Here is a 15,913-nt window from a genome sequence, read left to right as displayed (position 1 = left end):
ATTCTCTCCCTCCAAAAAAATATAGAAGTATTTAAATATAATTTTATTTAAATATAATTTACAATGAACCCTGATGAGGAGTAACCTTAGTTACTCTGACAAAAACATTGTTTTAGCTTAACTTTTTAAGAAAATAAAAATACTCTTTTAACAATGCTAAAAGCTACCAAATCCCCAAAAACATTATTGATTTCATAGAAAAAATAATAATTAAAAAATTCCAGAAAGCAGGACGTTCTGCAGAAAAGATGATAAATAAATAAAAAATATCTACGAATCTAAAAAAACAACAAGATTTTTCATTGGCTTATTTTTTATTTACTTTTTTAATAAATACAATCTAGATACACAAAATATCTATATTAATATATTGTCTACAATAATATTTTTTATTTACTCGTAAAAAAATTAGATAACTTCTTCTCTCTATCTTTAACTCTATTCGTAAAGAATCATTAGAATACGAACAAGTAATTAGTTGCTAAAGCTTTTTACAATGCTTTGAAGCTTCTTGTCTTATAATAAATATTTTAAAGATAATGGTATTTTAGGCGTTGTTTAAATTGGATAGGTAATAGCTTACGAGTGGCTTCTCTATTTTATTACTTTCAAAATAATGAAACGAATCACATCACCCATTACTCTCCCCTTCAGGCCATCGCTAAAAAAACAGTACATTTCAGTATTCTTTGACAAGAAGGGATTATGGCATCCCAAAAATTTTCTTCTAACTAAGAATGTTGCATTATTTCTATAACTCAGGAGGATTTTTTTTAATAAAGCTTAAAGACTACCCTAATTCTTGATTTAGATAAAATCACTATAACAAGAAAGGTTATACGTTGCTAAAGGGGTACATCACAATACACCAATAACTGACATTGACAAGCAAGCGTATGATTCATATGATTGAACAATCGATTATATAATATTTTTTAAAACACATAATAACAATACATACAGATATACCACTGAAACCTATGTAATTTTGGATAAATAGTTGTACGACATTAGCTGGAGCTTTAAATATAACCCACACAGTTTTTATGAGAGTTTCCAACAAGATCGTTTAAAGTCAATGCAAAAATAATTCCTCTGTGCTTACTAGGAAGCCCCCCATTTACTAGACACTAATAGCCCATTTTATGGGCAATACTATTACTAAGTGCTCGGATTTACAAGATCAAAAAACTGCTTTCTAAGTGGTAAGGAGTATTTTGTATTTTTTACTTCTTACGAGCATACAGATTAGTAGAAAATACTCTTTTGAAAAGAAGGGTTGTTTTTATGGAGATTTTGCAGCGACTTAAAGATAGGATAGTCTTTATAAACTATTGTGATCTCATCAAGAGAATCCAGTCTCATCAAGAGAATCCAGCCACTACTAATAACACTTATATATAACAACTCTTTATGCTTCATAAACAAACCCTCCTATCTAGGTAGTCTAAGAATTTAGACAAGTTTAAAAACTTTTTCTCCTACTTCTGAAAGATTTCTTATATCTTTAGACATATTTCTTATACCTTTAGGCATTTATGTATAAATATAGTATAATGGAGTAAAGACGACTTAAAAAGAAAAGCTTTTTTAAGGAAAAAATTACCTTAAAAGAGAGTATTAAAAATAATCAGTAAACTTCTGCTCCTTTTCCGGAGCAAAAGAGATATTTTTAAACCAAAAATAATGTAAAATAATAAAATATAAATGCTAATTTTAGCAAAAATATTTTAGCCATAAAATAGATATAAAAATACGTGATTAATAGCTGAATGATTCAATAGTAAATCAAGAAAATAACAATACTCAATAATAAAGATTGAAAAGCCTCTTGTTGTAATAAACCTTTTCTAAGAAAAGGTAACCAAGTATTTATTCAAATCACATCAAAAAAACCTGAAATTAAAGGACTAATCATAAAAGAGCTAATTTTTTGTTAAGTAATCAAGTAACACAGTGTAAAAACACTTATATCTATTAGGCTGGAAGTTACTCCAACTTCGTGATATAATGAAGCAAAAGAAAATAAACTCTAAATAATTTTAGTAGTTAAATAGATTGTGCTTAGTTTCTTTTTTGTTGATTTTAATACACTGACCACCCTGTTGCTTCAGCAACTCCTTGACCAATGTCGGCTGGTGATTTAACTGTAAAAACACCCGCGCTTTCTAAAGCGGTATATTTATTTGTAGCAGTTCCTTTGCCTCCAGTAATAATAGCGCCCGCATGCCCCATTCTTTTACCCGAGGGCGCGGTCACTCCAGCAATATAAGAGACTACTGGTTTTTTTATATCAGACTTAATAAACTCTGCTGCTTCTTCTTCTGCTGTACCACCAATCTCGCCTACCATCACTATAACTTCTGTTTGTGGATCCTTTTCAAATAATTCTAAAACATCAATAAAACCAGTACCTAGAATAGGATCACCCCCGATGCCTACACACGTACTTTGACCAAAATCCAATTGTGTGGTTTGATACACAGCTTCATAAGTCAAAGTTCCTGATCGAGAAACAATACCGACTTTTCCAGCCTGATGAATGTACCCTGGCATAATTCCAATTTTACACTCCCCTGGTGTAATAATCCCAGGGCAATTTGGACCAATTAAACGTACTTCAGGATGCTGTTTGAGATAGATTTTAACGGTCAGCATATCAAGCACAGGAACTCCCTCAGTAATACAAACCACCAAACTTATCCCTGCATTGATAGCCTCAATAATAGCATCTTTGCAAAAAGGTGCTGGAACAAAAATCATAGTGACGTCAGCGCCTGTTTTATCTACAGCTTCATGCACACTATTAAAAACAGGTAATCCCAAATGCTCTTGTCCCCCTTTCCCCGGTGTCACACCACCTACCATTTTTGTTCCATATTGTAATGCTTGCTCGGAATGGAAAGTACCATTTTTCCCAGTAAAACCTTGACAAATCACTTTGCTTGCTTTATTAATTAAAATACTCATTATCTTATCACCTTTACTGCTTCAACAATTTTTTTTGCGGCTTCTAAAAAATCTTTTACAGCAACGATGTTCATGCCACTCTCTGAAAATTTTTTTGTACCTAATTGAGCATTAGTTCCTTTTAAACGAACAACTACTGGAACATGAACACCCACTTCTTTCACTGCACTAATAATACCTTCGGCAATTAAATCACATCGAACAATGCCACCGAATATATTTACGAGAATTCCTTTAACATTTTGATCTAAAAGAATAATTTTAAAAGCTTCGATTACCCGTTTTTTAGTAGCACTTCCAGCTACATCTAGAAAATTAGCTGGTTCACCACCTGCCAGTTTAATAAGATCCATAGTAGCCATAGCGAGTCCTGCGCCGTTTACCATACAACCAATATTACCATTTAATTTAATGTAACTTAATTCCCATTGTCGTGCTAAAGTTTCGTATTCATCTTCTTGGCTTGTATCACGCATTGAACGAAGTTCTGCTTGACGATAAAGGGCGTTATCATCGATATTTAATTTTGCATCTAAACAAAGAAATTCGCCTTTATCAGTGACGACAAGAGGATTAATTTCTAATAAGATCAGATCACGTTCGATCAATAGTTGATACAACCCGATAATAATATCCGTAAATGACCACATTTGGGAAGGATTTAAATTTAAACCAAAGAATAATTGCTGACATTGAAAAGGTTGTAATCCAACTATAGGATCAACAATTATTTTTAAAATTTTCTCGGGAGATTTTTCAGCTACTTTTTCAATTTCAACACCGCCCTCCGTAGAGGCTATAAAAACAATTTGCTGAGAGGAGCAATCTACTAGCGCGCCTAAATATAATTCTTGAGCAATATCAGATGTTTTTTCAATTAAAACTTGATTAACCTGTTGCCCACGTTTATCTGTTTGGTAGGTCACTAAACGTGTTCCTAGTAAAGCTTTTACAGCAGTCTTTAGCTCTTTTTTATTCTGGACTAAACGAACACCGCCTGCTTTTCCACGACCACCTGCGTGTATTTGGGCTTTAACTACCCAACGATTACCACCAATTTTATTGGCCACATCGACAGCTGCTTCTGGATTAGAAACTACTTCGCCTAAAGGTACAGGAATGTTATATTTTTTTAATAGATGTTTTGATTGATACTCGTGTAAGTGCATATTTTTTCTCTTTGTGTATTTATTCTTTTCTCACTAAACCACATTCTTTTGAAAGCTAGAATTTGCAATGATCATTATATTCCCAACACTAAACGAGCTGGATCCTCAAGTAATTTCTTAATAGTTACCAAAAATAATACCGCTTCACGACCATCAATGACACGATGATCATAAGATAAAGCTACTAACATTATTGGCCGAATGACAATTTCGCTATTTACTACAACAGGTCGATCCTCAATTTTATGCATTCCCAAAATAGCAGTTTGAGGAAGATTAATGATTGGAGTAGATAAAAGAGATCCATAAGTTCCTCCATTGGTAATTGTGAATGTTCCCCCTGTTAATTCATCAATACCTAAACGCCCTTCTTGAGCTCGAGAACTATATTCCCTGATTTGTTTTTCAATATCAGCCATGCTCATATTTTCCGTATTTCTTAGAACAGGAACCACTAAACCACGTTCCGTACCTACCGCGATACCGATATCATAATAATGGTGATAAATAATTTCTCTACCATCAATCGAAGCATTTATTATTGGAAATCTTTTCAGAGCTTCAACTGAAGCTTTTGTAAAAAATGACATTAAGCCTAAGCGAACTTTATATTTTTTTTCAAATTCATTGCGGTATTTTGTTCGTAAGTCCATTACTGATTTCATATTAATTTCATTAAACGTGGTTAATAATGCAGCTTCTTGCTGTACTTGAACTAAGCGTTCCGCGATTCGTTGACGAATACGAGATAGAGGAACACGTTTTTCAGTTAGCTCCCCTTTTCTAATTTTTTTTTCACTAAGTTTTGTTTTTTGAGTCTCTAAATAATCCTCTATATCTTTTTTTGTAATTCGTCCTTCTTTTCCACGCCCTTCAATTTTAGTAACATCCAGACCTTTTTCAGTAACTAATCGGCGAACCGAGGGACTCAGGTCGCTCTCACTTTCTTCATCTTGTTTCTCAATTTTTTTTTCTTCGCTATTTTTTACTTCATATTCATCTATATCATATTCATCTATATCTTTTTTTTCTTTCTTAATTATGTTTTCTTCATTATCTACCTCTAATATTGCAAGAATTTCACTTGCCTTAACAACTCCACCCTCTTTAACCTGTATTTTTTTGATAATACCATCTTTTGGTGCTACGACTTCTAACATTACTTTATCGGTTTCTAAGTCGACTAAATTTTCATCCCGAGAAATAAAATCATTCTCCTTTTTATACCATTTGGCTACCGTAGCATCAGTAACGGATTCAGGAAGCATGGGGACTTTAATTTCAATGATGAGCATGTTAAATTTCCTCTTTGAGCTCTAAAGCTTCATTAATGAATTTATTTTGTGATTTTAAATAAAGTGTTAAATAACCTTCGGCTGACGCAGCTGCAGCAGGACGTCCTACATAATCTAAAGTTTGATTGTTTTGTAAACATTTCAGGAGTCGATGGCGAATATAAAACCAAGCTCCTTGATTCTTAGGTTCCTCCTGACACCAAATTACTTGTGTAGTGTTGGAATATTTTTTAAGTTCCGATTTTAATTCATGATAAGGGAAGGGATATAATTGTTCGATACGAATCAAAGCAACATTATTTAATGGATTATTATACTGTTTGGTTAATAAATCGTAATAAACTTTACCGCTGCAAAGTACAACTCGTTTTATTTTATTCCAATTCTGCTTATCAATTTCAGGAATGATTAATTTAAATTCTCCATGCGTTAAATCTTCTAACGAAGAAACGGCCAATTTATGACGCAATAAACTCTTTGGTGTCATAACAATTAAAGGTTTTCTATAAGGACGTAATACTTGACGTCGCAATAAATGGAAAATTTGTGCAGGTGTGGTAGGAACACACACTTGCATATTATTCTGAGCACAAAGTTGCAAATAACGCTCTAATCGAGCTGAAGAATGCTCAGGACCCTTGCCTTCATAACCATGCGGCAAAAACATCACTAAACCAGAGAGGCGATTCCATTTTTCCCATCCTGAACTTATAAATTGGTCAACAATCACTTGAGCCACGTTGGCAAAGTCACCAAATTGCGCCTCCCAAATAATTAATGACTTTGGGTCAACAGTTGAATAACCATATTCAAATCCTAGTGCACCGGTTTCACAAAGTAAAGAATCATAAATATTTACTTTTGCTTGTTTAGAATTTAAATATTTTAAAGGCTCATATTCTTCTCCAGTATCTTGATTAAAAATAACGGCATGTCTATGAAAAAAAGTACCTCGTCGAGAATCCTGTCCTACCAATCGAACTGGATATCCTTCTTCCAACAAAGAAGCATACGCAATCATTTCAGCAAACCCCCAATCTATTGGGGCTTTACCTTCAGCCATTTTGAGTCTTGCTTGGTAAATAGTAACGACTTTGCGATGAAGTTTAAATCTATCAGGTAATCTAGCTAACTTTTCTCCAAGTACTTTTAATTTTTTCAATGGAATAGTAGTATTTACCACAGTAGTCCATTCTTGGCCGAGGTAAGGAGTCCAATTAGCTGTATAATGCGCCGACAAACTATCCGGAAGAGAAGTTTTTACCAGTTGTCCTCCTTCATCGAGACAAGTGCGATATTGTTCTGTCCATGCATCGACTTCTTTAGAAGTACAAATCTTTTGGTTAATAAGTTTTTTTGCATAAAGCAAACGAGTAGTAGCATGCTCTTGAATCATCTTATACATCACAGGTTGAGTCGGTACTGGATCATCTACTTCTTGATGGCCGTGTCGTCGATAACAAACAAGATCAATAAAAATATCTTTATGGAATTCCATTCGATAATCAAGCGCCAATTGGGTAACTGCAATCACGGCTTCAGGATCATCACTATTAACGTGAAATACTGAGGCATCAAGCATTTTTGCTATATCAGTACAATACAAGGATGATCGTGCATCTTTAGGATTACTGGTAGTAAAGCCCAATTGATTATTCAAAATAATATGGATAGAACCACCTACATAATAGGCTCGTGTTTGCGACATGTTTAGTGCTTCCATAACAATACCTTCTCCCGCAAAGGAAGCGTCTCCATGAATCATTACAGCCATTGCGTAATCCGGATTTTGTCCATTTTTTCTTTCTTGGCGTGCCCGTACAGATCCCATTACTACGGGAGATATAAATTCTAAATGCGAAGGATTAAAAGCTAACGATAAATGAATCGGACCCTCATCAGTTATTACGTCTCGCGAATAACCTCGGTGATATTTTACGTCCCCCGATGTCAAATCATAATCTTTTTTCCCTTCAAACTCTTGAAATAATTCAGCAGCCGATTGACCCATGATATTTAATAACACATTGACCCGACCGCGATGAGCCATACACATTACTATTTCATTTAATTTCTTCTCCCGGGCCTGTTTGACCAGTGCATTTAAAAGAGGAATTAAACTTTCACCACCTTCCAAAGAATAGCGAACTTGCCCTACATATTTCCTATCAAGGTATTTTTCTAGAGTTTCTGCTGCTACCAATTGCTGTAAAATATTTCTTTTCATTTCTTTATCAAAATCAATTTTACCCAATCGATGTTCTACATAATCTCGCAACCAATCTCGCTCCCGCTCATCTGAAATGCCACTGAATTGCACCCCAACGGAACTGCAATAAACTTTTCGTAAATGGTTATATATCTCTTTTAAAGTTGCTTGAGGTTTATCTAAAAAATTTCTTGTTGAAAATATTTCTTTAAAATCAGCTTCTGTTAGGCTATAATGATTTAATTTTAAGCGAGAATCTACTGGTTGATTACTACCTAGTGGATTAATCTTTGCGTTAAGATGACCAAATTGCCGATAAGCTTCGATTAATAAATCAACCGCTGTTTGCTTAACAGCTGTTACTGGTACTATACTCGGAGAAGCAATAAAAGTGTGCTGTCCTAATTCATGAAATTCTCTTTGATTACTTACATGTGAAATACCCAGTATTTCAGCAGTACCTTGTGATAAAGATTGAAAATAATTGCGCCATTCTTTATTAACACTATTGGAATCTCTAAGAAAATTTTCATAAAGGGTTTCAATGTAACTAGCGTTGTTATCAACTAAATAGGAACTTTTTTGAAATTGTTCCATCATGGTTTTTTTTTGCATAATATTTTATTTTCTCCTAAGCCAATATTTATTTTCCCTCTAAAGTTCTTTCAAGGGATAAGAGAGGAGATGATTTAACTAACTCATTACTTACCTTTGGTACTATACCTTTGATGACTACCTTTAATTTCATGATGACTACCTTTAATTTCACAGAGCATCTCCGTGCGAATTTGTCGAATTGCTTTTGCTGGATTAAGATTCTTTGGACACACAGTTGCACAATTCATAATAGTTCGACAACGAAAAACACTATATGGACCTTTCATTGCATTTAAGCGTTCTTTTTTATCAGTATCCCGATTATCGGCAATAAATCGATAAGACGATAACAATCCTGCGGGTCCAATAAATTTATGAGGATTCCACCAATAAGAAGGGCAAGAAGATGAACAGCAAGCGCATAAAATACATTCGTAGAGCCCATCTAATTTGGCGCGATCAGCAGGGAATTGTAACCGCTCCTTTTGTGGAGTTTCTTTATTGTTGATCAGGTAAGGTTTTACTTTTCTGTATTGAGCATAGAACTGCTCCATATCAACAATTAAATCACGAATAATAGGAAAAGCTGATAAAGGCCGTACTGTTACTCGATCCGGCAAGTTTTTCAATTGCGTTACACAAGCCAAACCATTTTTACCATTAATATTCATTCCATCCGATCCACATACTCCCTCCCCACACGAACGACGCAAGCCGATATTTGGATGCTTTTCACGAATGGCTTCTAAAGCATTGAGCAACATTTTCCCGGATATCTTAGAAACATCTAGCTGATAATCCTGCATATAAGGCTTTTTATCAGTTTCAGGATTAAAACGCATGATAGAAAACATCATAACTCGAGATTTTGTGTTCATACCTTCAATCTCTTACTTTGGGTAAAAATGGTTCCATTGCCTGAGGTTTCATATTAACAGGACGATATTCAATGCGCCCATTTTGAAAATAAACCGTATGTTTTAGCCAATTGACATCATCACGTTCTTTATAATCGTAACGGGAATGAGCTCCTCGGCTTTCTGTACGTTGCTTAGCAGAAACGGCCGTTGCAGAAGCTACTTTGATTAAATTATCAAGTTCTAGTGCTTCCACCCGTGAATTATTAAATCTCCAACTAGTGTCCATCAATTTTACTCGCTGTAATCGTTCTTGTAATTTTTCTAAGCGCTTTAATCCTTGCTCCATTTGTTTCTCATCTCGGAACACCCCAAAATCTTTTGACATAACCTTCGTTAATTCTTGACGAATTATTACTGGATTTTCGGTATTATCCACTTTTTCTAAACGTTTAAGACGAGCTAAAGCTTTATCAATATCATCAGGATTTTCAGCACGATGCCTTAATTCTGTTTTCAAGATTTCTTTCAAATACAAACCAATTGCTCGACCGAAAACAATCAAATCTAATAGGGAATTCGTTCCCAAGCGATTGGCTCCATGGACAGACACGCAAGCACACTCACCAGCAGCAAACATACCTTCCACTACTTGGTCATTACCACTTTCATCTATAGTTAGCGCTTGTCCATAAATAGTCGTAGGGATACCACCCATCATGTAATGACACGTGGGTAAAATCGGAACGGGTTCTTTAGTGATGTCGACGTTAGCAAATTTTTCTGAAAGCTCAATAATACCAGGTAAACGTTCTCGCAATACTTTTTCCCCTAAATGATTTAATTTCAATAAAACATGATCTTTTTTTGGACCTACACCATTCCCCCCCATAACTTCTTGCACAATAGAACGCGAAACAATATCACGACAATCAAGATCTTTTAAATTAGGTGAATAACGTTCCATGAACCTTTCACCCTCTTTATTAATCAAATATCCACCTTCACCACGAGCCCCTTCAGTAATCAAACACCCCACTCCGTAAATGCCCGTAGGATGAAATTGCCAAAATTCCATATCTTGTACAGGCAATCCAGCTCGAAGGGCCATTCCAATTCCATCTCCAGTATTTGTATAAGCGTTACTAGTAGTTTCGTAAATACGACCCGCACCTCCGGTTGCAAAAATAGTTCCTCGTGCCTTAAAAAAAACTAAATCACTTGTTGCTATATTCAGAGCAATTAAACCTACAATCCCACCCTTGATCCCCCGGACCAAGTCAAGCCCATACCATTCGTTAAAAAAGTGAGTTCCAGCTTCGATATTTTTTTGATAGAGCGTATGCAACATCGCATGACCCGTTCGATCTGCACAAGCGCAAGTACGACATGCAATTTCTTTTCCAAAATCGCGTGTATGTCCACCAAAAGGACGCTGATAAATACGACCATCCTCTAAGCGGGAAAAAGGGAGACCATAATGCTCTAATTCGTACACGGAAGTAGGCGCTTGTTCACACATGTATTGGATAGCATTCTGATCACCCAAATAATCAGAACCTTTTACGGTATCGTACATATGCCATATTGGTTTATCAGAAACTACATTTCCCAAAGCCGCTGCAATACCTCCTTGTGCAGATACAGTATGAGATCGAGTAGGAAAAACTTTTGAAATAACAGCCACCTTATATTCTTGTAACTGTGCCAGTTCTAATGCAGCACGCAATCCTGCACCACCTGCACCCACAATCAAAATATCATATTCTTGAACTTGGATGGAATTCATGTCTATTTCACCGTGCTATCCATAAAAATTCAATAGCCCATATAAAATAAGTAACTAATAACAAGCAAACAATTATCTCTAATGTTAATCGAGTTAATTTACTTTTTACATAATCGGTAAAAATTGTCCACATACCAATCCATGCATGCCATAGCACACTAAAAATTACTAGTAAAGTAAAAAATTTCATAGTCAAATGTGTAAATAAAAAATACCATTGTCTATAAGAAATGGGGTAATTGATAATCAGAAAAATGATGATAAAAATAGTATAAATACCGCTTAACAAAGCGGTGATTCGTTGTACAAGCCAGTCACGATAACCACGCCTGCTTATTTGATTTACCACCATATCCACACTCCTGCTAATATAATCACTATAAATGAAATTACGAAAACCATATAAGCCGTAATACGCCCCTCACGGAGGGACTCCCAGACACCAAGATCCATTATCAAGTGACGTATGCCAGCAAATAAATGAAACAAAGTGACAGAAACCATAATCCATACAGCAATTTTTAGCCAATGATTATGAATGAGTAATTGTTGCAAGTTCCAAAATGAGGTTTCTGATAGAGTAGATCGATGCAAGAGATAAAACATTAGAGGCATACATAAAAAAAGAATAAAGCCAGCAATCCGATGGCAAATCGATACAAGAGCCATCGGTGGAAAATGAAATTTAGTCAGATCAAGATTAATTGGTTGTTTAATACACATTTAATCACTCCATTTTAGCAATCTCTTTTAAATCAAGAGAATAGTGCTATAATGTTAGGCTACTTATTTTACGATTATAGCGACTTTCTCAAAAGAAGACAAACTGATCAAAAGAAGGCAACGTAAGATTTAATTACCTGAAGGAAAAAGTAGCTTCTTAAGTATTAATTCATAAAAAATTTTCTTATAATGGGTCAATCTTTGAAAATAAATTTAGAATTAATTATATTACTAAATTTATTGTCCGCTATGAGGAGTATTCCATGATTAGGTCTACAGCAAAACTCTCTTTTGGTAATCAATCTGCTGAATTTCCAATTCAATCTCCTGTCTTAGGTAAAGAGGCTATCAATATAAAAAATCTAAGTAAATTAGGTATTTATACTTTAGACGCTGGTTTTTATTCAACTGCCGTTTGTAAATCAAAAATTACTTTTATCGATGGTGAAAAAGGTGTTTTATTATATCGAGGTTATCCCATCAATCAACTAGCCGAATCATGTGACTACATGGAGGTTTGTTATTTACTTTTATATGGCGAGTTACCTAATAAACACCTAAAAGAAAAATTCATTCACTTTGTTAAAAACCACACTAATGTTTATGAACAAGTAACTCATTTTTTTAATGGCTTCCAACGTAATGCTCACCCAATGGCTATGTTACTTTCTACAGTTGGGGCGTTATCAGCGTTTTATCACGATGCTCTTGATATTAAAAATCCCAAACATCGAGAATTATCTGCTATTCGTTTAATAGCAAAAATGCCTACTCTTGCCGCAATGAGCTATAAATATTCAATAGGTCAAGCATTTATATATCCCCGTCAGGATATCTCCTATACTGAAAATTTTCTTCATATGATGTTTGGAACACCTTATGAAGAAAAGCTCCCAGATCCCATATTAGTTCGTGCAATAGAACGGATTTTTATATTGCACGCTGACCATGAACAAAATGCATCCACTACTACAGTCCGCGTGGTTGGCTCTACAGGTGCCAATCCTTTTGTTTGTATTTCAGCGGGAATTAGTGCTCTGTGGGGACCGGCACATGGTGGAGCTAATGAAGCTTGCCTTAATATGCTCCAAAAAATAGGCCATGAGAAAAATATTAATAAATACCTAAAAAAAGCAAAAGATAAAGATGATCCTTTCCGTTTAATGGGTTTCGGGCATCGTGTTTATAAAAACTATGATCCGCGAGCAAAAGTAATGCAGCAAACCTGCCATGAAGTTTTAAATCTAGTAAATAAACAAGACGAGACTCTATTTAAATTAGCAAGAAAACTTGAAAAAATTGCACTAGAAGATGACTATTTTATTAAAAAGAAACTTTATCCCAACGTGGATTTTTATTCGGGTCTTACTCTCAATGCTATTGGAATTCCGTCTAATATGTTTACAGTAATTTTTGCTTTATCGAGGACTGTTGGTTGGATTTCTCATTGGATGGAAATGATGAGTTCGGATCATCCACTTGCTCGTCCTCAGCAATTGTATATCGGTGAAAAAAATCGGGATGTAATTCCCTTAAATAAACGGGAATCATTAACTTATAACACTGATTAACTAACTCTTTCACACCACTTTTACGTAGTTTAATACAGACCTCACCTAACAATAAAATTTTAAATTTATCTACACCAGAAAAGTGCCCTCAGGACCCTCCAGATGGAATTGTAAGCTCAAATATTCTCTCTAAGTAAACCATATCGGGAAGCCATGAGAAAACTCATAAGGTTAGTAATGATATTTAATCAACGATTGCCATAATGTTAAGCATGCATATTTTAAAAAGAAACTTATACTCAACATCGCGAGTAAACTTTGAAACGTAAAAAAATTTTCCCTAAAAAAATGATATCGTGGAATCTTTCTTAAAAGCAGTCGTTGTTGTAAGTAGGGAATACTATATCTGAAAAAGAAATTAACTCTTGCTTGAATTTAAGCATCAAAAACCACCATACTTAAGTGTAAGCATGGACGTTAATTGTAAGTAACAAAGCTATTATAAAAATTACACAGTAAAGTTAAAATAATATTTTATACACAACCTGATATTCATGAGAGAAGTTATGAATTTCATTCTAATGAATATATCATCACACTGAAGTTAACTTGCCAAAAATTACTCATAACTCTAAACTCTAAATAGAGATAGATAATGAGGGAGATATGTAAAATGATACTGAACACTGAGATCTCCTTCTCAGAAAATTCTTTATTGACATATTTTATTTCTGAAGAGTTAATTACTCGATGTGTTTTATCTTGATTACTTGATTAATAGAGATACAATAATATTATATTATATATCGTAACAAGATAAGCTACCCACACCACAAGTACCCCCCCCTACATCAATCATCTACGAACCCTCTTCTACACAGAGGAGTTTTCATAACCTTTCGTCGTGTGCTCCCTAATTTAGTTCTCTCATTTATTAAGAGAAACATGATAAATAAACAAAGCATTACTAGCTGAATACTCTGTCAAAAATCCATTAATTCATTAATTCTAATATTCGTTACTCAAGAGTAATATAATATCTTAAAGCTAAAATTAAGTCCCAAGCACACTGAATTGGATGGATACATACAAAAAAAACAACTTACTCCTCTTTCTTAATTAACTTATAAGAATTAAAATCCTTCCTTTACAGCGGGATCAAGATTAATAATCTCTAAGAGATTAAAAGTTAAATATAATCATACTTCAGAAAATTTCTATCTAACGATAAAAGTTATATTTCAAAACAAACCTAATCATTATTATAATCTCACTAATTTCTCTTAGTAATCTATCCAAAAATTACTCTGAATAAAGAAAGCTGGTAGATTAAATCTCAGTATATATTTATTTAAGTATAAAAAGAACCCGCTAACTTTTTAATAAATTTTGATTAAAGGAAGTAACATTAACTCCTAACAAGACTGCAAAATTTAAGTTATAAAAAATTTGAAATTTATTATCTAAGATAAAAATTAAATTGCTAGTTACAGCAAGAATAATAAAGACTACTTGTATTGGCATGATATCAACCAAGGCAGTTTCAGGATTTTTATTACAGCAAACTTAACACCTACAAACTAAGGATTATAAAATCGATATCCCACTCCTACTTCACTACCCATCCGAATAAGCCTTTTGATAAAAATTAGTGGTTATAAATTTAAAAAATGTTAGGATGTTACTTGTATTTACATACATTCCTTTATAATTAAATCTTCCTATATAAATACTACTACCTAATCTACTAAATATAAAAATTATTCACAGCAGAAAAAATAGAACTCCAAGTCCACCTGCTAAGATCTTATGCGTGAAAAAATTACTCTCGAAGAGTATATAATATTATTAATATGTTAGATATCGTCGCATTTTAATGAACCTAACTCTTTTTATAAAGAAAAGACTTACTTCAAAAATCAATGGGCGAAAATAACAGAAAAACTTACGTTTATCACATAAAAATCTATTAATATCCTTCCAGGTATAGCACTTTGAATATAAGTGTCAAAAAACATTATATATGGAAGAAGGATGAATAAGAGGTCCAACCAATGTAGGTAGATTTTTTATAGTCATAGTAATTATGTTCCATAAAAAGACTCACACAACCTCCAAAATCTTCAACAATTTTCACCTAACTAGATGATAACCCTACAAAAAATTGTATATTTTTATTGTAAAATTGAAATTAATGAGGTTGCCACTACTGGAGGTACAATACCAGTAAATTGATTCAGAATGAATTTTACCATAATTAAGTAGAAAAATACTAATTTTCGTAAATATAGGTGTAAGACCGTAGTCTTACTGATCAAATCAGCGACCAAAGCACATGTAAAAGCTACGTTTATACTTAATTTGGCAATGATCTTAAGTAGCAAATTAAAAGTTCTTGATTCTTTATGCTAAAGAATTATTGTTTCCTTTTAAACTCTATCGTTACCCACTTGTGTTTCCCTACCTGGGGTAATCTCCTTGTCATCGAAATAATACTGAACTCCTACTAAAGTCACCCCCCCCCATTCTATTCCATAACCAAATTGTTCTATCTAGACATTAAAAATTTATAGCCTAACCAGCATAAACAGAAATTAAACACACAATTAACCTCTCTCCTTAAAATCCACTATAAATAGCACTAAATAAAATCTTAGACAGATAATGTCCATCGATTAGAAGAGAAAACTTCAAGACCACTAAAAAAGTTGAAAAGAAAAAATATTGAAAATACACTCCTTGTCATTCATTTTTGATAATAAACTCATCATAATAAGCTCATTGATTTAAATG

Annotated in this window: 9 protein-coding genes; 1 reads left to right on the top strand and 8 read right to left on the bottom strand. The window is 33.8% G+C overall.

Going from position 1 to position 15,913, the window contains the following annotated elements:
* Nucleotides 1-2,085: 2,085 nt before the first annotated feature.
* The 8 genes from sucD to sdhC all read right to left on the bottom strand — a co-directional run bounded on the left by sucD (nt 2,086) and on the right by sdhC (nt 11,609).
* Nucleotides 2,086-2,970, bottom strand: a complete 885-nt coding sequence (gene sucD / locus CLERM_RS00990) for a succinate--CoA ligase subunit alpha (RefSeq protein WP_102156747.1) — start codon at nt 2,968-2,970, stop codon at nt 2,086-2,088.
* Nucleotides 2,970-4,139, bottom strand: a complete 1,170-nt coding sequence (gene sucC, locus CLERM_RS00985) for an ADP-forming succinate--CoA ligase subunit beta (protein WP_102156746.1) — start codon at nt 4,137-4,139, stop codon at nt 2,970-2,972. Before sucC ends, sucD begins: the two co-directional genes overlap by 1 nt.
* A gap of 74 nt (nt 4,140-4,213) precedes the next feature.
* A complete protein-coding gene (gene odhB / locus CLERM_RS00980) occupies nt 4,214-5,434 on the bottom strand; it encodes a 2-oxoglutarate dehydrogenase complex dihydrolipoyllysine-residue succinyltransferase (RefSeq protein WP_102156745.1) in 1,221 nt (406 codons plus the stop codon).
* 1 nt (nt 5,435) lies between these two features.
* Nucleotides 5,436-8,258: a 2-oxoglutarate dehydrogenase E1 component gene (locus tag CLERM_RS00975; protein ID WP_201797247.1), complete on the bottom strand. Its 2,823-nt coding sequence runs from the start codon at nt 8,256-8,258 to the stop codon at nt 5,436-5,438.
* 86 nt (nt 8,259-8,344) lie between these two features.
* The gene (locus CLERM_RS00970; RefSeq protein ID WP_102156744.1) at nt 8,345-9,118 is read right to left on the bottom strand and encodes a succinate dehydrogenase iron-sulfur subunit; all 774 of its coding nucleotides are present in this window, start codon (nt 9,116-9,118) and stop codon (nt 8,345-8,347) included.
* Between the two features lie 4 nt (nt 9,119-9,122).
* The gene (gene sdhA / locus CLERM_RS00965; RefSeq protein WP_102156743.1) at nt 9,123-10,886 is read right to left on the bottom strand and encodes a succinate dehydrogenase flavoprotein subunit; all 1,764 of its coding nucleotides are present in this window, start codon (nt 10,884-10,886) and stop codon (nt 9,123-9,125) included.
* A 7-nt stretch (nt 10,887-10,893) separates the two neighbouring features.
* Nucleotides 10,894-11,244, bottom strand: a complete 351-nt coding sequence (gene sdhD / locus CLERM_RS00960) for a succinate dehydrogenase, hydrophobic membrane anchor protein (protein ID WP_102156742.1) — start codon at nt 11,242-11,244, stop codon at nt 10,894-10,896.
* Nucleotides 11,229-11,609 carry a succinate dehydrogenase, cytochrome b556 subunit gene (gene sdhC, locus CLERM_RS00955; RefSeq protein ID WP_102156741.1) on the bottom strand — a complete coding sequence of 127 codons (381 nt, stop codon included), beginning with the start codon at nt 11,607-11,609 and terminating at the stop codon, nt 11,229-11,231. Before sdhC ends, sdhD begins: the two co-directional genes overlap by 16 nt.
* Nucleotides 11,610-11,872: 263 nt before the next feature.
* Between sdhC and gltA the strand changes: the two genes are divergently transcribed.
* Nucleotides 11,873-13,180, top strand: a complete 1,308-nt coding sequence (gene gltA, locus CLERM_RS00950) for a citrate synthase (protein ID WP_102156740.1) — start codon at nt 11,873-11,875, stop codon at nt 13,178-13,180.
* The last annotated feature ends 2,733 nt before the right edge of the window (nt 13,181-15,913 follow it).

This window comes from Coxiella-like endosymbiont (assembly GCF_002871095.1).
GTDB lineage: Bacteria > Pseudomonadota > Gammaproteobacteria > Coxiellales > Coxiellaceae > Coxiella.
Note: the sequence above shows the minus strand (reverse complement) of the source record. Positions and strands in the feature narration are given on the sequence as shown.